Here is a 23,983-nt window from a genome sequence, read left to right on the forward strand (position 1 = left end):
GCGGCCCGCTTGACCCGGCACGCCGGCGTGGCCGTTTATAAAGGACTCGATAATGCTGTTCAAAGGGATACATCGGCTGTTGGTACTGCTGCAACTGGCCATTGGCGCCGTAGGCTTTTTTCTGCCAGCGCTCATCTTGGGCGAAAGTATTGATATCGGCCTGCAGCCGTTTTCAGCCATGTTCATGGCCTTCCTCCTCGGGGTGGTCAGCCTCTGCGTGCATGAAGGCGGGCATTATCTGGGCGCCAAATGGTGTGGCATGACGGTGCTGTCGGTGCGGGTGCTGGCCATGGAGATTCAACCGCTGCGACGTGGTTGGAAGGTGCGCTGGTCGCGCCGCGCCAAAGGCCAGCCACTGGGCGGCTATGTCATGGCAGCGCATCCGCCGCACCAGCCATTGCGTCGGACCATGCTGGTGTTCACGGTGATGGGGCCGTTGCTCAACCTGTTGCTCGCAGGCTTGTGCCTGGTTCTTTATCCGCTGCTTGGCGGCGCGTTCGCCGCGCTGGTGTTGGCGCTCGGGGTGTGCAATCTGAGCACAGGGTTGGCCAACCTGGTGCCCACGGTCGGGGCGGGGCGGGTCAGTGATGGTGCGGGATTTCTAGCCTGGCTGCACAAACCAGATGAACAGGGCCAGGCGCTGGCCCATGTGCGTCTGATCGCCCTGAGTGTTGCGGGTACGCAGGCTGAGGATTTGCCCGGTGCCGATCTTGACTACCTGGGTGCCGAGCCGCTGCCAGCGTCGTTGAGTGCGCTGGGTTATCGCGTGTATGCCCGGCAAAACCGGGCGGATTGGGCAGGTGCCGTGGCGCTTGGGGATGAGTTGGATGCCCTGTTGGCATCGCACCCCCTGGCGCTGAAGCACTGCATGCTACTGCTTGCCATTGTGCGTGCGGAGCTGACCTTCTCCCGGGCGATGCTTAAGGGCGATGCCGGCGAGCTGCAGGGCTATCTGTTCAACGCCGAAACCGACTGGTACTCGCCAAGCTTCCGGCCGCGCTGCCTGGCGCTGCGCGCTGCGTTTGCGGGCGATGCCAAGCAGATGATGCACTGTGTGGGACAGGCCGTGCGCCTGGCCCATAACAGCCAGGATCGTTCGCAAGGCTCGCGAGAAGAACGGCTGACCGGCTACATCCAGGTGTTGCTCACGGCACCTGCAAGCTCGGCAGCGCTGCCCGACCCTGTGCCGAGAACATCGGTTCCAGCTGTTTCCAACTGAAGGTCAGGTCAACGTCACAGCCATCGCCGGTGGGCTGATTGGCCAGGCGCATGCCTTGGGTGTCGAAACTCAGGTCGTAGTTCTCGTAGCTCGCCACGTCGGGGCAGTCGCTGTCCGCCGTGGCCTGGGTCTTGAGCCAGGTGGCGACATTTGTCGGCAGATTGACATACCCGGAGAAGGGGCTATACCACTCAAAACGCGTACCGAGCCAGGTCCAGGGATCGACGCTTTCACCGGTTTGCAGGTTCCAGGTGTGCAAGCCCCAACTGATGCCGTTGCGACCAAAGCCTGCGCTCCAGCGGTAAAACCTGACGGTGATCCACTGAGACGACCAGTACGTGGGGGCAACGCTGATCTCGCTGGTGTAGGCGGAGCCATTGCGGCCCAGGTATTCACGTCGCTCGCTGAAGAACGCGTTCTGGCCCTCGGGGCTGATGGCCAGACGTGCCAGGTGTTGATTGATCTTGTGAATAGCCGGCTCATCCCCCTCCAGCTTTAAGGTGACCTGGGCGCCTTGGGTCCTGACCTGATAGGCGCGCTCGCCGAAGGTGTTTTTCTCAACCTTGACGGGCAGGGGTGCCGCCTCCATTGGCGCGTTAAAGGCATCGCCGCCGCAGCCTTCGGCACTTGAGCGTGTCAGGGCCAAGGGCAACGGCGTGCCGCCTGCGGCCTTGCTCCAGGTTCCGGTCAACGTATCGCCTTGGCGGGCGTCCAGTTGCCAGAGCCCCGTGTTGCCGTCTTCAGCCCAGGGTTCACCGGCCTTTTCCTGACTTAGCTGAATCGGCGTGAGGAAGCGCTGGTAGTAGTAGCTGCCATTGCTGTCGGGGGCGGCGTTAAAGCAGGCGGTGATCGGGGACTTGCCGAGGGTACCTTGCCAAACACCGGCGAGGTCGTTGGGCGCAGCGTTGGCGTAGCCAGCAGCACTGGCGAGGGCCAGGACGGCCAGGGGCTTGAGCATGAGGATCGGACTTCCAGCTGTCAGACGGGCGGTCATCATAGCCGATGGGCAATGCTGGCGGTATTGACCGCACCGACTGGGAGCGCACAGCCAGTGTCAGGCGCCGTGCACTGTTGGTATTGCGTTCGGGCCGGATCCATCAGCAATTACGAAGCGTTGAAAGCGGCGCTGGCGCGCCGCTTTGTTTAACTGATTGCCGGGTCAGTGCACCTGCTCGAGGGTTGCTTTACGGCGTGCTGGGGCAGGCTCGGGGTGCTCGTCACTCTCCATGATCGGCACTTCGTTACCGTCGCAGTCGAACAACTTGCCATCGCGGAAGAAGTCACCCTCGTTGAGCCCGGCGATATCCCGGTAGCGCAGGGTGCGGTCACTGGCGGCGACGAAAACCGACTGTTGGTCGGAGTTGCCGGCCCGTAAATGGTTGAACAGCAGGTTGAGCAGGATGGCCATGATCGCTGCCGAGCTGATGCCGGAGTGGAAAATAGTTTCGAACCAGCTCGGGAAATGTTGGTAGAAGCCCGGCGCTGCAATGGGAATCATGCCGAAACCGATCGATGTGGCGACGATGATCAGGTTCATGTTGTTGCGATAATCCACTTGGGCCAGGGTGCGGATGCCGCTGGCCGCGACGGTGCCGAACAGTACCAGGCCTGCTCCTCCGAGGACGGCAGTGGGCACGGCAGCGACCACCCGTCCCATCACCGGCAGCAGCCCGAGCGTCACCAAAATCAGGCCTGCGGTGGCCACCACGTAGCGGCTCTTCACGCCGGTCACGGCGACCAGGCCAACGTTCTGCGCAAAGGCGCTCTGGGTAAAGGAACCAAACAATGGCGCCAGGGCGCTGGAGATCATGTCTGCGCGCAGGCCGTTACCAAGGCGCTTAGAGTCGACTTTGGTGCCGATGATCTCGCCAACGGCGAGAATGTCGGCGGAGGTCTCGACCATGGTCACCACAATCACGATCAGCATCGACAGAATGGCGGCGATCTGGAACTGCGGAGCGCCGTAATGCAGGACCTCGGGCAAGGCGACCAGCGGACCTTCAAGCGCTTGGGAGAAGTCGGTCATGCCAAAGGCCATCGCGCCCAGAGTGCCGATGACGATTGCTAGTAGGATCGATAGGCGCGAGAGACTGGCACTTCCCAGTTTGCTGAGCAGCAGCACGGTAACCAGGGTGAATGCCGCCAGGGATATGTTGGCCGTACTGCCAAAGTCGGCGGCCTGGCTGTTGCCGCCCATGGCCCAGCGCGCCGTGACGGGCATTAGGGTCAGGCCGATGGTGGTAATAACGATGCCCGTCACCAGCGGTGGAAAGAATTTGATGATGCGTGAGAACAGCGGTGTGATCAGTAAACCGACCAACGACGACACGATCACCGCCCCGAACACCACAGGCATGCCCCCCGAGCCGTCATTGCCAAGAATGGCGACCATGGTCGCGACGCTGGCGAAGGACACCCCCTGGACCAAGGGCAGGCGGCAGCCGAAGAAGGGAATACCCAGTGTCTGTAGCAAGGTGGCCAGGCCACCGGCGAACAGCGATGCGGCGATCAGCAGGCCAACCTCGGTCGACGAAAGGCCGGCAGCCTGGCCGATGATCAGGGGAACCGCGATGATGCCTCCGTACATCGTCAGCACATGCTGCAGGCCGTAGGCCAGGTTGGCGCCAATACCAAGGTTCTCGTCCTCTGGGCGAGATGAAGCGGGAGATGTCATGGTGAGTAGCTCGCTTTTGTTATTTTGATGCGTCTAACAGCACGGTCTCAGTCGCATTGGATGCGTTCTGGTGTGGAACAAGAGTCTGGCCGTTGCACTCAGCGTTGAGCGCAACGACCTGAACAGGTCAGTCGCCGCCGACCAACTGGCGGGCCAACTGATTGTGGCGCTCTAGCACCAGGGGCAGATCGACGGTGGTGATACGGCCGTCCTTGACCACGACACGGCCATTGATCACGCTGGTGTCAACGTGGGTCGGGGTGCAGAACACCAGCGCTGCCAGTGGGTCGTGATGGGCGCCAGCATAGGCCACGTGGCCAAGGTCGAAAGCGACGAAGTCGGCAACCATGCCCGGGGCCAGGGCACCGATGTCATTACGGTTGAGTACCTTGGCGCCACCCAATGTGGCGATTTCCAGCGCCTCGCGGGCAGTCATCGCATCGGGGCCGAAACCGACACGCTGCAACAGCAGCGCTTGGCGTACCTCACCGATCATGCTGGCGCCATCGTTGGAGGCCGAACCGTCGACACCCAGGCCTACCGGTACACCGTGGTCGCGCATCTTACGGATTGGCGCGATTCCCGAGGCCAGGCGCATGTTCGAGCACGGGCAGTGGGCGACCCCGGTACCGGTACGGGCGAACAGTTCGATGCCGTGCTGGTCAAGTTGCACACAATGGGCATGCCAGACATCGTGGCCGACCCAGCCCAGGTCCTCGGCGTACTCGGCTGGCGTCATACCGAATTTCTCGCGGCTGTAGGCGATGTCATTGACGTTCTCGGCAAGGTGCGTGTGCATCGACACACCGTACTGGCGCGCCAGCACCGCGGCTTCGCGCATCAGGTCGCGGCTCACCGAAAAAGGCGAGCAAGGTGCCACGACCACGCGCAGCATCGAGCCATGACGGGCGTCATGGTAGTCCTCGATCAGGCGCTGGGACTCCTTGAGGATGTCGCTTTCTTTCTCTACCACTGAGTCAGGCGGCAGACCGCCCTGGCTCTGGCCTACGCTCATGCTTCCGCGTGCAGCGTGAAAGCGCATGCCGATTTCCTCGGCGGCATGGATACTGTCATCGAGCTTGCAGCCGTTGGGGTAGATGTAGAGATGGTCGCTAGAGGTGGTGCAGCCGGAGAGTATCAGTTCAGCCATCGCCGTCTGGGTCGACACCGCGATCATTTCTGGCGTCAGGCGTGCCCAGATGGGGTACAGGTTGGTCAGCCAATTGAACAACTCGCCATCCTGGGCCGCCGGTACGACGCGGGTGAGGCTCTGGTACATATGGTGGTGCGTGTTGACCAGGCCTGGAATGACCACTTTCCCGGTCATGTCCAGCACCACATCGGCCTCTTGCGGTAGCGTTTCGCTAGGGCCGACCTGCTTGATCAGGTTGTCCTCGATGTACAGGCCACCGCGCCTGATTTCTCGGCGCTCACCGTCCATGGTCACCACAAGTTCGGCGTTCTTGACCAGTAATGTCTTGGGCATAGATGTTCCTCTCCGGCTTGAAGTCCGGTTTCAACGTGGTTGTGTTGCAGGCACGGTTTGCGGCTTGCGCGAAGCCCTGTCAACCAGGCACTGCTTGGGTCAATTACTTGCTGGCAGATACGCACGCAGGGACGCCATTGAGGCGCTTGTCCTGGGCTTATCGGTAATGAGCACATGATCCAGGCCACCGGCAGAACCCTGGCGCATCGGCAGGCAGTCGGGGGTGGTCCAGGAAGTGTTGGGAAATGGGATATAAACGAATTCGTCGCAGGAGGACGTTCGTGAATGACGCTCGAGGGGGGCGAGCAGCAATGGGTGTTGCATGGCGTGAGACCGTCGCAATACGCATCGGCGATTACCGGTGTCGTAGGCGTGGGGTAATGTAACCAGAATAATTTATTTTTGTATACAGGAAATTGGGCCTCGTGGCCCAGGTGAGCCAGGGCGGCTGCCTCCCTGGATTTTGGGGGCCGCTAGCCAGAAACTAGGTTAGAGTGTTCATCAATCATCAATCGTTAGTTTAAGCATGAATCGTCCGTTGTTTGTTTCTCTAGATGGGCCCAAGGGCACTGGCAAAACCACACTGTTGGAGGCCGTCACCAAAGCGCTGAGGGCAGAGAACAAGAAGGTGATTCGCCTTTGCGAGAAAAAAAGTGATCCCTACCGGGGTGAAACAATGGCCCTCGTCAATCAGCTCGTCAGAAACCCCAGCCGGGATTTGGAGGTGAGGGTTTGTCAGCGTTTTGCTGATAGCCGTGCTTGGATTTCCCAGCATGTGCTGACTAAACAGCCACCGGGCAGCATCGTTTTGATTGATCGCTGGTACCCTTCAGATGCCGCGTTTCGCCGGTTAATCCCGTTTGCAGAGATTCTGCAAATGAACATTGATCGCAACGTGCGAGCGCCGGACCTGCATGTCGGGGTTGTCACCGCCCCAGATACTTCATGGGCGAGGGCAGCGGCACGCTCGCGTGGGCTGGGTAGTACTGTGATGCATAAGCTCGAAGAGCATGTCGCTTCTACCAAGGCGTTCGAGCGAGCGGTTGAAGATCACGGCTGGGTTTTATGCCGCAATGAAGGAACGATTGAAGACGCAACGATGCAGGTGATTACTGAGATCTATAGACTGTTTTGATGCGTCTGAGCTGAGGCTCGTTGCGTCGACGTTGAGTAAGCGTGCGGTGACAGCACATTATGATGGGCTAAGCGGTGATCGTTAAAATTGAGATTTGCCAACATGGAAGGTCGGGTTCGCCCCGCAACTAGTCACGATGCAGCAGCGATTAGCCGTGTAGTGATCGCCGCTCTGCGTGAGTCAAATTCACAGGATTACTCACCTGACGTTATCGCTCAGGTTGAGCGCAGTTTTGCGCCGGAAGTCGTTTGCGCACTGCTCGATCAGCGCAAGGTTTTCGTAGCCATGCGAGGCGAAAATATTACTGGCACTGCAAGCCTCGACAGAGATGTAGTCAGAAGCGTATTCGTCGATCCTGCATACCAAGGTTGCGGTATCGGTCGGCAGTTGATGGATGTCATACATGCCACCGCTGCCAGCGCTGGTGTTGGCGCTTTACGGGTGCCGTCGTCGGTCACAGCGGAGAAGTTTTACGCTGCGTTGGGTTATCGGAAAATCCGTGACGCGTTTCATGGGACTGAGCGCACTATCGTGATGGAAAAACTGCTTTAACGCTTGCCGTTACCGTTCTTCATGCTCACCCGGCGCGTGCTGTTTGATGATGTCCATTACCGCAGCAGTCATGATTGCGGTAGAAACGCCGAACATCAGAATGCCATTGGCCGCCTCCAGAGGGCTGAGCAGGCGCCATTGCTGGCTCAGGACCACATCGCCATAGCCCAGGGTAGCGAAGGTCACGCCAGAAAAATACAGCGCGGTGATGAAGTCCTCGAATTCACCCAGCAGCAGGAACAGCACCGCCCACAGGGCCATTTGCACATAGTTGCCGATGAGCATCACCACCATGACCATCGACAGCAAACGCACGTCATCGCTCCAGGAAGGGCTTGCGTTCATCTTGCGGCGCAGCGACACATAGCGGCGCGCACACAGGGCTAAAAACCACGCTTGCAACACTACGCAGAGCACGATCACCGGTAGGCCTACCAGAAAGTTGATCAGCATGGGTGACCCTCTTCAGCGGTTGGGTTGGACATATTTCGACGTTGCCGACGCTTATCAAGCAGATACACCATCGCACAGGCATACAGGGTGACCAGAATGAACAGGCCCATGCGGATGGCGAAGGCGGTGTAGACATCCTTGCCGGCGGCGCTGTCCTGCACCGACTGGCCAAGCAAAATGATCATGGTCGTCAGGCTGTTGAGCCAAAAGCCCGGCTTGTAGTTGCCTGGGCTCAGCCCGTAGAGTTTTCGGGCCAGCACCAGGCCGAACAGCAGCATCCACAGGAAGAACATCCACAGGTTGACGAACAGGCCCAGGGCGAACCAAAACAGAATCGCCATCAGGCCGCCGAGCAGGGTCGAGCCGAGCAGCTCCCGCCCGGCAGTGCGCGCATTGGTGGCGGTGCTCTGCTGGCCGAGGTTGACCGACTTCATGATGATCGGCATGTAGCTGGCCGGATCGATCAGCGCTAACAAGAAGGCAGGCATCACCACCAATGCTGCGCGCAATGCCAGCCAGCTGACTTCATCGGCCGACAGGGCAGGTGTGGGGGCGGGCGGCTTGGTACCTACCGGGTCAGGGAACAGCCAGTGGCTGATCGACACCGCCGTGACGGCCAGGAGCAAGCCCTTGACCAGCGATAGGATCACCTCCAGCGCCAGGTCGAACTCGGTAGCGCCGGCCGCGCTGATCATCGTCAAGCCAACCACCATGAACGTAGCGACCAGCGAGTTGCCTCCACTCATGCCGTAGCGGAAGACCAGGAACAGGCACAGGCCGACCAGCATCACGCCGGTTGCCGCGTAGTAGTGCAACAGCGGTATCAACAGCAAGCCGCTGCCGGTAGTCACCATCAGCACCACGGTCAAGCCCAGGGTGGCCTTGAACGGCAGCGGCCGATTCATCGCCGCCAGAATCGTCAGCGCCAGCATCGGTGCAATGAAGGGGATCGGCAGGGCCAGGCCGAAGCTTGCAGCCAGGCACAGCGCAGTGCCAGTGGCCAGGCGCAGGGCTCGCCTGGCACGGACTTGTTGCTCAGTAGACATACGACATCCAGCTCATCACCCGCAGGAACAGGCGGCCGAGCAGGTTCAGCGGGTTACCTTCGCTGGGGAACGCCATGACCTCGGCCTGGCCACCGACACGGATGCCACTGATGTCGGCCAACTGGCCGGGCACAAGCTCAATGATCACTGGAAAACGTTGGGCCGGGCGCAGCCAGTCACGGCTGTTCTGCACCGTGGGCAAGGTTCCGGCTGGCGTGCTCTGGCCGGTACTGACGCCATAGCCGATGCTGCGCACATGGCCTTCGAATATCGTACCGGGCAGGGTATCCAGCACGATGCGGACCGGGGTCCCGGGTCTGACCTTGCCCAGGTTGTTCTCGGTCATGTCGGCCGTGACCCACACATCGTGAATGGCGATCAAGGTCATCAAGGGCGCACCGGCTGCGGCGAACTGGCCGACATCGGTGCGCAGGTCGGTGACCAGGCCGTCCGAGCGGGCACGTACGATGCTGTTGGCCAAGTCCAGTTCGGCCTTGTCCACATTGGCGATGGCGGCGAGCAACTGGGCATTTTTTTCGTCACTGCCACCTTGGGTTTCGCGGGCGCGTTCTACTTCTGCCCGCGCGGCGGCGACATGGGCGACGGCCGCATCGAGGGTGGACCGGGAAACTTCCAGGCGACGCAGGGAGATGGTTCCGGGATCTTCCTTGTACAGGCGTTCCAGGCGTTGCAGGTCCTGACGGGACATGACTTCGTTGGCCTGCGCTGCTTTGAGCGACGCCACCTTGGAGTCAATGCCTGCGGTATTGGCGCCGATCTGCTTGCGGGTGGTCTGCAAGTCGGCACGCGCGCGATCGACAGCGATCTGGTAGTGCTGTGGGTTGACTTCGAACAGCACTTCGCCGGCCTTGACGTCCTGGTTGTTGCGCACGTTGACTTTGGTCACCCTGCCGGCGACCTCCGACGCCACCGGAACGACAAACGTCTGCACCCGTGCCTGTTGCGTGTAGGGGGTATAGCGGTCGGCCAGCAGGTACCAAACCAGGCTCGAAAGGATCAGCACGGCCACCCAATTCACCGCTTTTTTGGCCGGGTCGGGCGCAGGCGCGGGTTCTTCCATCTCTTGTTGGCGGTCACTCAATTGACACCTTCCTTCGCTTCATCGAGCAGGTCGCCCCAGTCGGTGCGTTGCTGCATCTGTTGGCGGGTGGCGGGATCGAGCAGCGGACGGTTACTGTACCAACCGCCGCCAAGGGCCTTGTACAGCGCGATCAGGCTGTTGACCGCGGTATTGCGATTGACCAGGTAGTTATCCTGCTGGGCGAACAGGGACGCCTGGGCATCGAGTACCCGCTGGAAATCCGAATAACCTTCACGGTACTGGGTATTGGCCAGGGATACCGAGCGCTCGGCGGCAATCGACGCCTCGCTGAGGATACGGTCGCGCTCCAGGGCTTTGAGCAGGCCGGTCGCGGCATCGTCAGCCTCACGCGCTGCCTGGCGAACGCTGTCCTGGTAGACCACGATCAATTGCTGCAGGCGGGCATCCTGGATGCGCACGTTGTTGGTGATTCGACCATGATCGAACACGTCCCAGCGCAGGCTCGGCCCGCCGATCAGGTCCAGGGTATTGGACGTGCCGTCAAGCGAGCTTGCTGACCAGACAATGCTGCCCAACAGGCTGATGGAGGGGTACAGGTCGGCCTCGGCGACACCGATCAGCGCCGACTGGGCCGCGACTTGCGCTTCTGCGGTACGCACGTCCGGGCGGCGCAACAGCAGGTCAACCGGTACAGCCTGCAGTACGGCACGGTCGACCAGGGGCACCACACCGGTATTGTTATGGAGTTCCGGTATTGCGCCAGGCGGGCGACCGATCAAGGTGGACAACGCATTGCGTGTGCTTGCGACCTGCGCCTCGAAGTCGGGGATGGTGCTCAGGGTTCCCAGGTATTGGGTCTTGGCCTGTTGCAGATCGAGCTCGGCATTATCACCGCTGGTGAACAGGCGCTCGGTGATCTCATAGCTGCGCTTCTGCAGTTTGGCGTTGTTCTTGGCGATGAGCAGGCGCGCCTCGGCGGTGCGTAGCGCGTAGTAGGTTTGCGCCACTTGCGCGTGCAGCAGCACCAGCACGTTTTCATAGTTGCTCTGGGCGGCGAACCAGGACGCATCGGCCGACTCGATGGCGCGGCTGAATCGGCCCCAGAAATCCAGTTCCCAGCCGACGTCGAAACCCGCGCTGTGTTGCCACAGATGGCTGTCCTGCGGATTGTCGCCGCCCCATTGGCGACGCTTGAGGTAGAGGCTGTCGGCACTGACCTGTTGGAACTGCGGGTAGCGATTACTTAGCGCAATGCCCAATTGCGCGCGCGCTTCCATCACCCGCAGGCCGGCGATTTCCAGGTCGGCGTTGTGAGCGTCGGCCTCGGCGATCAGATGGTCGAGCACCGGGTCGGTGAATACCTGCCACCATTGCCGGCTATCGGGTTGTGTATGTTGCTGGCTGGCAAGCTCCAGGGCCTGAGTGTTCCAGTGCTCAACCCAGGGCTGGGTCGGTGACTGGAAGTCCGGGCCCAGGCGCACACAGCCGCCCAGGCCCAGGGCGCCACACAGCAGCAGCCGACTCATGCGAGCAGGACACGACATCAAGCGCACACTCCTCAGGCCGGTGGATGCTCGTTCGTTTCCTCAAGTCGCGGTTGCTCATCGCGCGGTAGTTCATCCAGTACCTCGATATGCGGTTGGTCCTCAACCCATTGCCAGAACAGTTGATAGGCGACTGCCAGTGCCACCGGCCCGATGAACAGGCCGATGAAACCGCCGCTGACCATACCGCCCAAGGCGCCAATCAGAATCACCGGCATCGGCACATCGACGCCGCGGCCGAGCATCAACGGCTTGAGGATATTGTCGGCCATGCCAGCAATCAGGCTGTAGATACCGAATATGATGGTGGCAAGCGTGGTGCCTTCAGTGGCAAAGACATAGGCGATTACCGGCAAACTCACGAGAATCACCGGCAACTGCATGATCCCCATCAACAACGCAACCATGGCCAGCAGCCCGGCACCGGGCACCCCCATGAGCACGAAGCCGACACCCACCAGCAGCATCTGGATAAAGGCGATACCCACCACGCCCTGGGCGACCGCGCGGATGGTCGCGGTGCACAGTTCGGTAATGCGCGGGCCGCGCTCGGGGCCGGAAAGGCGGGTGGCGATGGCGATGGCGCTGCGTTCGCCGTTTTCGCCGTAGGCCATGAGCACACCGGCAATGATCAGGGCACCGATGAACAACAGAAAGCCCACACCAACACCGGCCATCTTGCCCAGCAAGGTCAAGCCGACGGTCTTGATGTAAGGCATCAACTTCATCAGCACGCTGCTCATGTCAGTGGCCGACTGCATCCAGAAGTTGTAGAGCGGTTTGCCAATGATCGGCAGGGTGGCGATTTTTTCGTTCGGCAGCGGAATTTCCAGGCTGTCGGATTTGAGTATGGCCAGAGCGCCTTCGATCGAATCACTGACCGACGTGCCCAGCAGGTATATCGGTACCATCAGCAAGGCCAGGGCGACAACGATGATAAGGGTAGCGGTGCGACCGTCCTTGTTGCCCAGCTTGCCTTTAAGCATGTTGTGCAGCGGGTAGATGGTAATGGCCAGGATAACTGCCCAGAGCATCAGATTGAGGAAGGGATGAAAGATCTGGAAGCAGAACAGCACCAGTACTGTGATCAGTCCGGCGCGAATTAAAACATCGAGCAACCCACCGGATAGCGCCCTTGCAGAAATGTTCGTGCGCAACATTGTCTAGCTCCTCGCGGTTCGTCACCAGGGTCGGGATACGCTTAGGCAGCATAGACGCTGATTTGCCGGGAGTTCCACGCTGACGCAACGAAGTTATGAAAAATCGGTCTGATTTGATCGTTGCGCTAGCAAGTGGCGGCTTTTCTGGCGGGTTCTGGCAGCCATGGCTTCGAGGAAAAACCGAATATGGGCGGTGCGGGCACTCCACGACGAGGTGTCCCATCCAAGGGTAGGCTGTATCAGTGGACGCTCTGTGTAGTCTCGCTGTGTTTGGGTAAGGCAAGGGAGATAAGCGCGGCAGCCAGTACAAAAGTGCTCGATACTAACAAACAGGCTTCTAGGCCATAGGCTTGGAATACCCAACCCGAGAGCAACGTGCCGACTAGCCGGCCCAACGCGTTGGACATGTAGTAAAAGCCCACGTCCAGGGAGACCCCATCTTCCTTGGCATAACTGACAATCAGGTAGCTGTGCAGCGAGGAATTCACCGCAAATAGCACGCCGAATAGCATAAGCCCACCGAGCAGCACTACTTTAGCCGACCAACCTGCGGTCAGCCCCAGCGCAATCAGTGCGGGCAGCCCAGCCAGCGCGATGGCCCAGGAAAAGGCGGCTCGGCCGTCCGGTACCTGGCCACGCTTGTTGCCGGTAATGCGGGGGGCAAATGACTGTACGATGCCGTAGCCGATGATCCAAGCAGCAAGAAAGCTACCAACCAGCCAGAAATCCCAGCCTAATGCGCTGCTCAGGTACACCGGAAGGGCTACGACAAACCAGACGTCACGCGCGCCAAAGAGAAACAGTCGTGCGGCCGAGAGGATGTTGATCGCTCGGCTTTTAGACAACATATCGCGGAACTTCGGTTTGGCTTTGGCCTTGCCCAGGTCCTTTTTCAGCATCAACAAGCTGCCTGCCCAAATCAATGCGAGCGCTGCCGCCATTGCCAGGACCGCCATGCTGAAACCGAGCAGCGCGAGCAGGGCACCTCCGAGGAAAAAACCCACCCCTTTGAGCGCGTTTTTCGAGCCTGTAAGGATGGCCACCCACGTGTAGAGGGTGCCCTGCTGGCTATCCGGTACCAAGAGTTTGATGGCGCTTTTGGCACTCATCTTGTTGAGGTCCTTGGCGATGCCGGACAACGCTTGGGCCGCCATCACCCAAGGTGCAGTCAGCCAGGTTCCCGGCACCGTGAGCATCAACAAGGCCAGTACCTGCATGCCCAGGCCGATGTTCATGGTGCGATTGAGGCCCAGACGGGCGCCGAGGTAGCCGCCCACCAGGTTGGTGATGACGCCAAACATTTCGTAGAACAAAAACAGCGCTGCGATCTGCAGCGGCGTGTAGCCCAGCGTATGGAAGTGCAAAACCACCAACATGCGCAACGCGCCGTCGGTGAGGGTGAAGGCCCAGTAGTTACCGGTAACCAGCAGGTACTGACGCACTTGCGTAGACAGGGCTGACAACGCTTTCATGATCGCCGTTTACTCCGCCGCGCCGACCAGTCGGGCCAGCTCCGCGGCACGATTGGCGTAGCCCCACTCATTGTCGTACCAGGCGTAGATCTTCACCTGGGTACCGTTCACTACCATGGTCGACAGCGCATCGATGATCGAGGACCGTGGATCGGTGCGGTAATCGATGGACACCAATGGGCGCGCTTCATAACCCAGGATCCCCTTCAACGGGCCTTCGGCAGCAGCCTGGAGTAGCGAGTTGACCTCCTCAGCTGTGGTTGCACGCGCCACCTCGAACACGCAGTCGGTCAGCGAGGCGTTGGCCAGCGGTACGCGCACGGCGTGACCATTCAGCTTCCCGCGCAGCTCGGGGAAGATTTCGGCGATTGCTGTAGCCGAACCGGTTGTGGTGGGGATCAGGCTCATGCCCGAGGCACGGGCGCGTCGCAGGTCCTTGTGTGGTGTATCGAGGATGCTCTGGGTGTTGGTCAGGTCGTGGATAGTGGTGATCGAGCCGTGACGGATACCCAGGCTCTCGTGAATCACCTTGACCACCGGAGCCAGGCAGTTGGTGGTGCAGGAGGCAGCGGTGACGAGGCGGTGCTGGGCCGGATCGAACAGGTGCTGGTTGACCCCCATCACCACGTTCAGTGCGCCTTTTTCCTTCACCGGGGCACACACCACCACGCGTTTGACGCCTTGATCCAGGTAGGCCTGGAGCACGGCAACCGATTTCATCTTACCGCTGGCCTCGATGACCAGGTCGCAACTCGACCAATCGGTGTCGGCGATGGCCTTGTTGGCCGTGACCTTGATGTGCTTGCCATCGATTACCACCGAATCGCCTGCTGCACCGGCTTCACGGTGCCAGCGTCCGTGGACCGAGTCGAAGTTGATCAGGTGGGCGTGGGTCTCAGCATCCCCGGCCGGGTCATTGATCTGTACGAATTCGAATTCCGGCCAGTCCCAGGACGCGCGTAGCGCCAAGCGACCGATACGTCCAAACCCATTGATGCCTACTTTGATTGCCATGTTGTGGTTCTCGAATTGCAGTGAGCGGGGGCAGAGGGATATTGGTGAACGGATTGAAGTAAGGCTCAGATGGATCGTTGATTGACCCGCTTCGACAATTCTTCAGCCGACTCTTTCCGTTCGGAGTAGCGATCGACGAGGTAGTCGGCACGGTCACGAAGCAGCAAGGTGAACTTCACCAGTTCCTCCATCACGTCGACGACACGGTCGTAGTACGCCGAGGGCTTCATGCGACCGGCATCGTCGAACTCCAGATAGGCCTTCGGCACTGACGACTGGTTGGGGATGGTGAACATACGCATCCAGCGGCCGAGCACGCGCAGTTGGTTGACCACGTTGAACGACTGCGAGCCGCCACAGACCTGCATCACCGCGAGGGTCTTGCCCTGCGTCGGGCGCACGGCGCCCATGCTCAGCGGAATCCAATCGATCTGCGACTTGAATACGCCGGTCATCGCGCCGTGGCGCTCTGGTGAACACCAGACCATGCCTTCAGACCAGAGCACCAAGTCCCGCAGCTCTTTGACCATGGGGTGGTCATCGGCCACGTCATCCGCCAGCGGCAAGCCTGACGGGTTGAAGATCCGTGTCTCGGCACCGAAGTGCTCCAGCAGCCGAGCCGCTTCCTCCGTCAGTAAACGGCTGAAGGCGCGTTCACGGGTGGATCCATACAGGAGCAGGATGCGCGGTTTGTGTGTGGACGCCTGCTCTATCGCCATTTTGTCAGGCGATGGCAGATCGACCAGGTCTGGTTCGATATTGGGGATACAGTCATCGGTCATGATTTTACTCCTGGGGCAGGGGTACAGATGCTTGATCGAACCAGCGACGTTTGAGCCACAAGGCGACGCCAACCAGCGAGATCAGTACAGGGACTTCCACCAGCGGCCCGATCACGGTGGCAAAGGCTACCGGTGAGGCGAGCCCGAAGGTGGCAATGGCCACGGCGATGGCCAGTTCGAAGTTGTTGCTCGCGGCGGTAAAGGCCAGCGCTGTGGTCCGTGGGTAGTCGGCCTTCAGCAGCTTGCCCATCCCGAAGCTGACGAAGAACATCACCACGAAGTAGAGGGCCAGCGGGATGGCGATGCGCAGTACATCCAGTGGCAGTTGCACCACCTTGTCGCCTTTGAGACTGAACATGGCGACGATGGTCAGCAACAACGCCACGAGTGTCAGTGGGCTGATCTTGGCAATGAAGCGCTCCTGGTACCAGGTCGAGCCTTTGCGACTGATCAGGATCTTGCGGGTCAGGAAACCAGCCAGAAACGGGATACCCAGATAGATCAGCACTGACTGGGCAATTTCGAGGAAGCTAATCTCGATGACGCTACCCTGCAGGCCGAACAGTGGAGGCAAAAGGCCCAGAAAGATCCAGGCGTACAGGCTAAAGAACAGGATTTGAAAAATGCTATTGAAGGCGACCAAGCCCGCCACGTACTGGTTGTTGCCGCCCGCGATCTGGTTCCACACCAGCACCATGGCGATGCAGCGCGCCAAGCCGATAAGGATCAGCCCGGTCATGTACTCAGGCTTGTCGCGGAGGAACACGACAGCCAGCCCGAACATCAGTACCGGGCCGATCACCCAATTCTGAATCAGCGACAGGGTGAGGATGCGTTTGTCCTTGAAAACCTGTGGTAACTCCTCGTATTTCACCTTCGCCAGTGGCGGATACATCATGACGATCAGGCCGATCGCAATGGGAATGTTCGTCGAGCCTACTGACAGGCTATTCAGCCATGCTGGCAGCCCCTGGAATAGGCTGCCCAGGCCGATGCCAAGCCCCATGGCCAGAAAGATCCAGACCGTCAGGTAGCGGTCGAGGAATGAAAGTCGGCTTTTGCTCATGGTGAATCTCCCTTAGCGTCAGAGCGTTGCGATGTCTACCCACTTGGCAGTGATCAGCAGCAGGTGGCGACGCGCAGTGGGCGCTCACCCATACTGTCCAGGCGTTTGGCGCTGGTGCTCAACCATTCGCGATTGGCGTCCAGCGTTGTTGTCAGGATCTCGCGCACCCAGACGGGCAGCGCTGGATGCAACCGGTAGTAGACCCACTGGCCTTGCCGGCGGTCTTCCAGCAAACCGCAAGTGCGAAGTTGCGCCAGGTGGCGGGAAACCTTGGGCTGGCTTTCTTCCAGGGCACAAATGAGTTCACAGACGCACAGCTCTTCCTCGCGAGCGATCATCAGCATCATCCGAATGCGGTTCTCGTCGGCGAGGCATTTGAAGACCTTGGTTGGGGTCAGCGATTCAGTCATGGTCGCTCTCGGTGTTGGGTTATCACGAGGTATTCGATTGTGGATCTCGTAGCGCCTAAATATATGTTATTTCGAATATACGCAAAATCGAATATTTTGCAACCTGGCAAGAACAGGTTGCTTTACATGTGTGAGTATCGTGAAGGCCAGCAAAGCGGGCAGACAGGTTTCGAGGAGTGGTTGTCATCAGGGGAGGCCAAGCAGGTTGGGCGCTTGGCTGGGACATACAGCAACACTCACCCGACGGAGCGGGACTGCACGCCGTGTGCCTGTGCGCGGCCCGCTGGCGTGCAGCAGCTCGCTTTTTGAGCAGCGGTTATCTGTACAGGCTGCCATTACCCAGCATCAAAGAATCCAGGGTAATCAATCATGCTCAAGTTGTACGTATTCCAACATTTTCTGACTTCCATCAAGAATGTCACTACAGATGGCATTGCGAGCTCCTGCGCCATCCCGCTTCTTGAGTGCTTCGAGTACATCCCAGTGATGGTCAATCGCCATGCGCTCGTTGAAGCTTCCATAGGCGCGAGCAATGAGCGGCCCGGTACGCATCCACAAGCCGTCCAGCAGGCCGGCAAGTACTGGCATATCAGCGATTTCCGTCAAGCTGAAGTGAAAGGCGTGATTGAAGGTCAATGCTGACGTCAAGTCATTGTCTTTAATCGCTGCGAGGTTGTTTTGAATGCAGGTTTCCAGGCGCATCAGTTGTTGCGGTGTCGCTAACGATGCGGCTGTCTCGGCTGCCAATCCTTCGAGCGAGAGCCGAATGCTTCTAATCTCCAGGTACTGCTTGGAGGTCAGCACGGGGACGCGAATGTCTCTCGGGGTCTTGAGAACCAGCGCCTGCTCCTTTGCCAATTGAAGGATGGCGTCCCGTACCGGTGTGACACTCGTACCCAATTGTTCAGCAAGGTCGCGTATGCGTAGCCGGTCGTTAGGCTGGAAGCGGCCTGTGATCAACGCTTCCCGGAGCAAGCCATAGATACCGCTGCCAAGGTATGAGTGTTTTAGGTTCTCAATAGGGTAATTCATCGCGTACTCGTGTGCGGCACATGCCCGGCTGGAGAGGGGAGGCTACCGGCAGCGATTATCGAGTAACTCAAACATGTTGCCCACCGTTTACGTGGATTTCTGCACCATTGATATACGAAGCGCCCTGCGTACAGAGGAAATGCACAAGTGCGGCGACTTCCTCGGGCTTACCCATGCGTTTCATTGGAATCGATCGCTCAACTATCAGCTCGGTGCCGGCAGATAGGATGGAGGTATCGATTTCCCCGGGAGCGATCGCGTTTACGCGAACACCGTGAGGCCCGAAGTCATGCGCCATCTCGCGAGTCAGGGCCGATAGCGCCGCTTTCGAGCAGGCGTAAGCGACACCTGCAAACGGGTGGACACGCGAACCCGCAATAGAGGTGACGTTGATAACAGAGCCTCTCGCCGTCTTGAGCTCCTCGAAAAGCCCCTGAGCCAGCAGTGCAGTCGAGAAGATGTTCACATTGAAAACCTTCAGCCAGGTCGAATAGTCGGATTCCAAAACCCCTAGTCGCTCTCCATCTGAGCCTTTTGGTGAAATACCGGCGTTGTTAACTAGAGCATCCAGTCGGCCGCCGAGCTTCTCCCTTATTTCTGGAAGCCTGCTCTGTACGTCCTCCACGTTGCCGAGGTCGAGGTGAATGTGGTTAGCCAGTCCTTCGGCCCACGGGCAGCCTTCGCCCAGATCCTGCCTCGAAGCAGTAAAAACTCGCCAACCTGCGGCGCTGAAATGTTTCACGGTCGCGTGGCCAATGCCCCGGCTTGCACCGGTTAGCAGCAGAGTACGTTGTTCGGTCATGGCGGGATCCCTTTGATTGGTGAGGAGGAGTGTAGGCTAAAATATGATGCATCATATTATTAATGTGTTTTAATGGACTTTGTCCCCACCGGGGAAGCGTCACATTCAATCGATTGCTGCCACTACAAGAAAACTGCCATCCCTTTAAAGCTGCCCACGACCCGTAGCTGACCTGGAGAGACGCATGAATAAGAAAATCGCAGCTGTACTTTTGCTTGGAACACTTGCAGGCCCGCTGAACGCCGCTGAAAAGCTAACCGTGGTTTCCTTTGGCGGGAACAATCGCCAGGCTCAAGAGAAGGCGTTCTACAAACCCTTCACTGCCGAGAGCGCCACGACCATCACGGCGGATGACTACAATGGCGAAATGGCCAAAATCAAGGTGATGGCCGACACCGGTAAAACCAGCTGGGATGTTGTGGAGGTCGAATCACCCGAGCTCATCCGTGGCTGCAGTGAGGGGTTGTTCGAACCCTTGGACTGGAGCCGGATAGGGAAGAGGGAGGATTTCATTCCTGCCGCAGTCAGCGACTGTGGTGTCGGCATTTTCATCTGGTCGACAGTGCTTACCTATGATCCCAAGAAGCTCGCCGCAAGCCCGCAAGGCTGGGCCGACTTTTGGGACACCAAAAAATATCCCGGTAAGCGCGGCCTTCGGCGCGGAGCGAAATTCACACTGGAGTTCGCGCTGCTTGCGGACGGAGTAAGCAACCAAGATATCTACAAGCTTCTGGGCACTGAAGCGGGTATTCAGCGCGCGTTCAAAAAGCTCGACGAAATCAAACCCAACATCCAATGGTGGGATTCCGGCGCGCAGCCTCTGCAATGGTTGGTGGCGGGTGACGTGGTCATGACCTCCGCCTACAACGGTCGCGTCACCTCTGCCCAGGAGGAAGGCCAGTCATTTGCAATGCAATGGAATGGGAGCCTTTACGACCTCGACCATTGGGCGATCGTCAAAGGCTCTGCGAAAAAGGAATTGGCAGAGCGCTTTATCGCTTTCGCTAGCGAGCCTGTGCAACAGAAGAATTTCGTCGAAGCCATCCCTTATGGGCCCAGCAACACAAATGCGATGAGCTTGGTAGATAAGCGTGTTGGCGAAAAACTCCCGACTGCACCTGAAAATCTAAAAAACGCCCGGGCTACCGACGCCGAGTTTTGGATCGATCATGGTGAGGATCTGGAGGAGCGATTCAACGCTTGGGTCAATAAGTGATGCATGGCGCCCCTGGAAACTGGGGCGCCGTTTGCAAGGCGGATGAGGACGTGAGTCATGCCACTTGAGAATTTAGCTGTTGATGACAAGTTGCTGGAAGTTGCTCCAGCTCTGGTCACTGATGTGCAAGCGATCGCAGTGCTCCAGCAGCAATTTGGTTTAAGCGGCAAGCTTGAAAAATTGGGCGGAGAGCGAGACCTCAATTTCCGCGTGATTCTTGAAGACGGGTCATCTCGTTTGCTCAAGCTTTCCCACCCGCTTGAGAACCCCGATGTGGTCGACTTCCACAACCAGGCGATGCGAAGAATCGAGCTTCGAGATCCCGGTCTTCCGGTTCAGCGCGTGCATCCGTCGCGTGAAGGTCAGTACGCCACCTTTGTCGAGATTGATGGGCAGCACATGCTGGCCCGACTATTGTCTTTTGAAGACGGTATGCCCCTTCACTGTGTGAGTCGCACCACAACGGCGTTTCGCCGAGTAATTGGGCAGTCCATTGCTCGGCTGGACGTAGCGCTCGAAGGCTTCACTCATCCTGCCGCCGGACATGCTCTGCTCTGGGACATGCAGCATGCCGCGCACCTTCGACCGTTGCTGATTCACATCGAGCCAGGTCAGGGGCGAAGCCTAGTCGAGCAAAGTCTTGACTTGTACGAATCCGTCGTCTTGCCCCAGATCCCTCGACTCCGAAAGCAGGTTATTCATAATGACACGAACCCGCACAACATTATCGTGGATGCCAAGAGCCCTAGTGTCCTGCGGAGCATCCTTGATTTCGGTGACATGGTGTACGCACCATTGGTCAACGAGGTAGCGGTTGCCGCTTCATATCACCTTGGCCAGGTCGGCGATGTGCTAGCGCCAGCATTGGATGTCATTGGCGCTTACCACCAACACAATCGGCTTACCCATGATGAGTTGGTGCTGCTGCCGGCGCTGCTGACCACGCGGTTGGCATTAGCCCTTTGCATCAACTCATGGCGCGCCGAGCTGCACCCTGAGAATCGTCAGTACATCCTTCGAAATACCCAGCGCGCGTGGGCAAATTTGAATGCAATGTCGTCTCTGTCTCGACCTGAAATTGAAGATCGAATTTCTTCCGTGTGCCTGCGAGAGGTCAACACATGAGCATGATCAACAGTTTCACTTCAGAGGACGCAGCCCGGCTTTCGGAAACGGAACGACGCTTGATTGAGCGCCGCGAGCGTCTGTTGGGCCCGGCGTACCGTCTTTTCTACGAACGACCGCTCCATACCGTTAGAGGAGAGGGTGTTTGGCTCTTCGATGAACAGGGGCGTCGTTATCTGGATGCCTATAACAACGTCGCGTCCATCGGTCACTGCCATCCCCGCGTGGTTGAGGCAATGTATCGGCAGTCGCGTTTGCTGAACACGCACACTCGCTACCTGCAGGAGGGGATTCTCGACTATGCCGAACAGTTGTTAGGCACATTCTCTGGAGACTTGAATCGAGTCATGTTCACGTGTACCGGGAGTGAAGCGAATGACCTCGCGCTTCGGATCGCCAAGCAGTACACAGGCGGTACCGGCGTCATCATCACCCAATTTGCCTACCACGGTGTAACGGGCGACATTGCCGAGCTTTCGCCATCGCTCGGTCGCGCCATGGTGCTCCCGGAGCATGTCCGTACCGTACGCGCACCTGACGCGTACCGTCTGGGAGCCGAAAACGTGGCGTCGACTTTCGCCGCAGACATACGTGCCGCAATCGATGACTTGAAAGCGCACGGCATCCGTCCCGCAGCTATTTTGCTGGACGGCATCTTCTCCAGCGATGGCGTCCTCCCCGGGCCGGCGGGCTTCCTCGCTGAAGGTGTTGCGTTGGCCCAGGCAGAAGGAATGTTGTACATCGCCGATGAGGTACAACCAGGCTTTGCGCGTACTGGTCTGAACATGTGGGGTTATTCGAGGCATAACGTGCGTCCGGATATTGTCACGCTCGGTAAGCCCATGGGTAATGGTCAGCCCATTGCTGGTATCGTTGGACGCGCTGAGGTCGTCGATGACTTCGGAAAGCACATGCGCTACTTCAATACGTTTGGAGGCAACCCAGTCTCGTGTGCAGCAGGCCAAGCTGTCCTGGACGTCATCCAGGACGAGCATCTGCAGCAGCGATCGCATGACATTGGCGGCTATCTGCTGGCCGGCCTGACAAAGCTTGCGCAGCGCCATGAAATGATCGGTGACGTCAGGGGGGCTGGCATGTTCCTCGGCATTGAGCTCGTCACTGACCGGGCGACGCAGAGACCAGCAGCCGAGCAGGCTCGCAAGGTCGTCAACTCAATGCGTGAACAGGGTGTGCTGATTAGTGCCGCCGGCCCGCTCGAAAACGTGCTCAAGATTCGACCGTTATTGGCGTTTACGCAAGAGCACGCAGAGATGCTTATCGAGGCGGTCGATGTCGCAATGCAAGGGGTTCATTAGCCTTGAGCTTTTGACCGCTGTGTGCGTTGGTAACGAGTAACTGCGATCTGGACGGCGGCAGCTACGAGGCAAAGCAAGCCGATTTTCCAGCTGCCCTCCACCCCGAAGTGCTCGCATATTTTTCCAGTGATGATCACGCTAACGAAGATAGCGAAAGGTAGGATTAGTTTATTCATTAGGTTTTCCAGTGGTAAACGAAAAAAGGTGTGAGTGGGTCTCCCTCTCCAAGCACAGGAGAGGGAATCCTTCCATTTCAAAGCAGTGTATGTTCCAGGCAATTACGTTTGAACGTCTGTAGGTGGTGCTTCGTTCACCGTCTCGGCCACCGGCGACTCGCCAAACAACAGGCTGGCGCGACTCTCCAGCAAGGCCCCTGCCTGAAAATAGCCCATCACTGTCGTCACGCTACGGTGCTCGGTCATCGCCATTACTTCACCTAGCGGCACACCCTGACGCCCGGCCTCGGTGACAAAGCCCGAGCGCAGGCTGTGCGCCGCCCAGTCGCCCTCGAGCCCGGCCAGCTGGGCACGGCGCTTGACGATGCGCGCGACCTGGTCGCCGGAGAGGCTTGCCGAGCCGACGCGGCCGCCCTTGTACAGCCGCCGGAACAGTGGCCCGCTGCTCGCCGGGGCCGCCGCCAGCCAGGCGTTTAGTGCCTGCGCCGCAGGCCCGCGCAACGGTTTCTCGCGGCGTACACCGCCGGTGTCGGTCTTGGTCGCACCGAGGGCATACAGCCAGGTGTCGGCGTCTAGGCGGCGCAGGTCTTCCACCCGCAGGGCGGTCACCTCCGAGCGCCGTCGGCCGCCGCCGCTCCAGGCCAGCAGTAACAGGGCACGATCGCGCACCCCGCGCACGCCGTCCGTGCAGGTAGCGAGCATCGCCTGCAAGGGCTCCAACACCATGGCGGTTTTCTTGCGCAGCGCGACGCCTTGGCGCGCCTGGGCCTTACGTGCCTCGCGCAGCAGGGTCTTTACCGTCGGTGCCTCGCAGGGATTGTCCCAGTCATTGAGTCGATGCCACTTGGCCAACACCGCCAGGCGATGGTTCACCGTGTTGAACGCCAGGGCCCCGAGTTTGCCCTTGACCCCAGCGGCGACCAGGGCCGCATCCAATTGCGCGGGAAGCAGCTGGCTCCAATCGCCATCGGCGTCTGGGCGGGCCAGGTGGTCGACAATGAACTGCACAGCGACATCCGAGGGCAGGGCGCCGTCACCGATCGCGCGGCCGTAGCGCAGTTGCAGCCAGGCGGCCCAGTAGGCGAGGGCGCTGCGGTAGCTACGCACGGTGTTGGCCGCGGTGCCGGCGGCAATAAAGGCCTCGGCGGCGGCCTGGGTGCTGTCGGCCAGGCCGTGCAGCGCCAGTGGGGCAATTGGCAGCACTTCGAATGGATCTGTATTATTCATTACGTTCAACGTA

Annotated in this window: 23 protein-coding genes; 6 read left to right on the top strand and 17 right to left on the bottom strand. The window is 59.3% G+C overall.

The annotated features are described in order from the left end of the window. The first annotated feature begins 52 nt into the window (after positions 1-52). Complete coding sequence (locus CX511_RS13205) at positions 53-1,219, top strand: site-2 protease family protein (protein WP_101293627.1); 1,167 nt, start codon at positions 53-55, stop codon at positions 1,217-1,219. Here CX511_RS13205 and CX511_RS13210 read toward each other — a convergent pair. The 3 genes from CX511_RS13210 to CX511_RS13220 all read right to left on the bottom strand — a co-directional run bounded on the left by CX511_RS13210 (position 1,146) and on the right by CX511_RS13220 (position 5,379). Then, complete coding sequence (locus tag CX511_RS13210; protein WP_101293626.1) at positions 1,146-2,177, bottom strand: hypothetical protein; 1,032 nt, start codon at positions 2,175-2,177, stop codon at positions 1,146-1,148. The genes CX511_RS13205 and CX511_RS13210 overlap by 74 nt on opposite strands. A gap of 201 nt (positions 2,178-2,378) precedes the next feature. Continuing rightward, a complete protein-coding gene (locus tag CX511_RS13215; protein WP_101293625.1) occupies positions 2,379-3,893 on the bottom strand; it encodes a nucleobase:cation symporter-2 family protein in 1,515 nt (504 codons plus the stop codon). A gap of 127 nt (positions 3,894-4,020) precedes the next feature. Then, positions 4,021-5,379 (bottom strand): 8-oxoguanine deaminase, encoded by a 1,359-nt coding sequence (locus CX511_RS13220; protein ID WP_045185111.1) that lies wholly within the window; start codon positions 5,377-5,379, stop codon positions 4,021-4,023. A gap of 526 nt (positions 5,380-5,905) precedes the next feature. On the opposite strand from CX511_RS13220, the gene CX511_RS13225 reads away from it, so the two are divergent. Next, on the top strand, positions 5,906-6,514 hold the full coding sequence (locus CX511_RS13225; protein ID WP_101293624.1) for a dTMP kinase: 609 nt from the start codon (positions 5,906-5,908) through the stop codon (positions 6,512-6,514). A 102-nt stretch (positions 6,515-6,616) separates the two neighbouring features. Continuing rightward, entirely contained in the window at positions 6,617-7,066 is a 450-nt protein-coding gene (locus CX511_RS13230) for a GNAT family N-acetyltransferase (protein ID WP_082071355.1), read from the top strand. 9 nt (positions 7,067-7,075) lie between these two features. Here the strand turns inward: CX511_RS13230 and CX511_RS13235 are convergent, their stop codons facing one another. The 12 genes from CX511_RS13235 to CX511_RS13290 form a co-directional block, all read right to left on the bottom strand. Then, positions 7,076-7,519: a potassium channel family protein gene (locus CX511_RS13235; RefSeq protein ID WP_045185114.1), complete on the bottom strand. Its 444-nt coding sequence runs from the start codon at positions 7,517-7,519 to the stop codon at positions 7,076-7,078. Next, a complete protein-coding gene (locus CX511_RS13240) occupies positions 7,513-8,565 on the bottom strand; it encodes a DUF2955 domain-containing protein (RefSeq protein WP_045185117.1) in 1,053 nt (350 codons plus the stop codon). Before CX511_RS13240 ends, CX511_RS13235 begins: the two co-directional genes overlap by 7 nt. Further along, positions 8,555-9,646, bottom strand: coding sequence for an HlyD family secretion protein (locus tag CX511_RS13245; protein ID WP_045185436.1), 1,092 nt, complete (start codon positions 9,644-9,646; stop codon positions 8,555-8,557). The genes CX511_RS13240 and CX511_RS13245 overlap by 11 nt, the downstream gene beginning before the upstream one ends. A 17-nt stretch (positions 9,647-9,663) precedes the next feature. Further along, positions 9,664-11,172 (bottom strand): efflux transporter outer membrane subunit, encoded by a 1,509-nt coding sequence (locus CX511_RS13250; RefSeq protein WP_045185120.1) that lies wholly within the window; start codon positions 11,170-11,172, stop codon positions 9,664-9,666. 14 nt (positions 11,173-11,186) lie between these two features. Further along, a complete protein-coding gene (locus CX511_RS13255; RefSeq protein ID WP_045185122.1) occupies positions 11,187-12,332 on the bottom strand; it encodes an AI-2E family transporter in 1,146 nt (381 codons plus the stop codon). Positions 12,333-12,571: 239 nt separating this feature from the next. Continuing rightward, positions 12,572-13,804 (bottom strand): organoarsenical effux MFS transporter ArsJ, encoded by a 1,233-nt coding sequence (gene arsJ / locus CX511_RS13260; protein WP_101293623.1) that lies wholly within the window; start codon positions 13,802-13,804, stop codon positions 12,572-12,574. Between the two features lie 9 nt (positions 13,805-13,813). Next, positions 13,814-14,818, bottom strand: a complete 1,005-nt coding sequence (locus CX511_RS13265) for an ArsJ-associated glyceraldehyde-3-phosphate dehydrogenase (protein WP_101293622.1) — start codon at positions 14,816-14,818, stop codon at positions 13,814-13,816. A gap of 65 nt (positions 14,819-14,883) precedes the next feature. Further along, positions 14,884-15,600: an arsenical resistance protein ArsH gene (gene arsH / locus CX511_RS13270; protein ID WP_101293621.1), complete on the bottom strand. Its 717-nt coding sequence runs from the start codon at positions 15,598-15,600 to the stop codon at positions 14,884-14,886. A gap of 4 nt (positions 15,601-15,604) precedes the next feature. Then, the gene (gene arsB, locus CX511_RS13275) at positions 15,605-16,666 is read right to left on the bottom strand and encodes an ACR3 family arsenite efflux transporter (protein WP_101293620.1); all 1,062 of its coding nucleotides are present in this window, start codon (positions 16,664-16,666) and stop codon (positions 15,605-15,607) included. A gap of 53 nt (positions 16,667-16,719) precedes the next feature. Then, entirely contained in the window at positions 16,720-17,076 is a 357-nt protein-coding gene (locus CX511_RS13280) for a metalloregulator ArsR/SmtB family transcription factor (RefSeq protein ID WP_045185136.1), read from the bottom strand. Positions 17,077-17,439: 363 nt separating this feature from the next. Continuing rightward, entirely contained in the window at positions 17,440-18,108 is a 669-nt protein-coding gene (locus CX511_RS13285) for a GntR family transcriptional regulator (RefSeq protein WP_045185139.1), read from the bottom strand. A 67-nt stretch (positions 18,109-18,175) separates the two neighbouring features. Continuing rightward, entirely contained in the window at positions 18,176-18,910 is a 735-nt protein-coding gene (locus CX511_RS13290; RefSeq protein WP_045185142.1) for an SDR family NAD(P)-dependent oxidoreductase, read from the bottom strand. A 184-nt stretch (positions 18,911-19,094) separates the two neighbouring features. On the opposite strand from CX511_RS13290, the gene CX511_RS13295 reads away from it, so the two are divergent. The 3 genes from CX511_RS13295 to CX511_RS13305 are packed head-to-tail and all read left to right on the top strand — an operon-like array spanning position 19,095 to position 22,567. Further along, complete coding sequence (locus CX511_RS13295; RefSeq protein WP_101293619.1) at positions 19,095-20,126, top strand: polyamine ABC transporter substrate-binding protein; 1,032 nt, start codon at positions 19,095-19,097, stop codon at positions 20,124-20,126. 57 nt (positions 20,127-20,183) lie between these two features. Then, the gene (locus tag CX511_RS13300; protein WP_101293618.1) at positions 20,184-21,251 is read left to right on the top strand and encodes a phosphotransferase; all 1,068 of its coding nucleotides are present in this window, start codon (positions 20,184-20,186) and stop codon (positions 21,249-21,251) included. Next, positions 21,248-22,567, top strand: coding sequence for an aspartate aminotransferase family protein (locus tag CX511_RS13305; RefSeq protein WP_101293617.1), 1,320 nt, complete (start codon positions 21,248-21,250; stop codon positions 22,565-22,567). Before CX511_RS13300 ends, CX511_RS13305 begins: the two co-directional genes overlap by 4 nt. Here CX511_RS13305 and CX511_RS25490 read toward each other — a convergent pair. Both CX511_RS25490 and CX511_RS13310 read right to left on the bottom strand, forming a co-directional pair. Then, on the bottom strand, positions 22,564-22,743 hold the full coding sequence (locus CX511_RS25490) for a hypothetical protein (protein WP_101293616.1): 180 nt from the start codon (positions 22,741-22,743) through the stop codon (positions 22,564-22,566). The genes CX511_RS13305 and CX511_RS25490 overlap by 4 nt on opposite strands. 102 nt (positions 22,744-22,845) lie before the next feature. Next, a complete protein-coding gene (locus CX511_RS13310; protein ID WP_101293615.1) occupies positions 22,846-23,970 on the bottom strand; it encodes a site-specific integrase in 1,125 nt (374 codons plus the stop codon). Between the last annotated feature and the right edge of the window lie 13 nt (positions 23,971-23,983).

The sequence above is a fragment of the Pseudomonas sp. S06B 330 genome (genome assembly GCF_002845275.2).
GTDB lineage: Bacteria > Pseudomonadota > Gammaproteobacteria > Pseudomonadales > Pseudomonadaceae > Aquipseudomonas.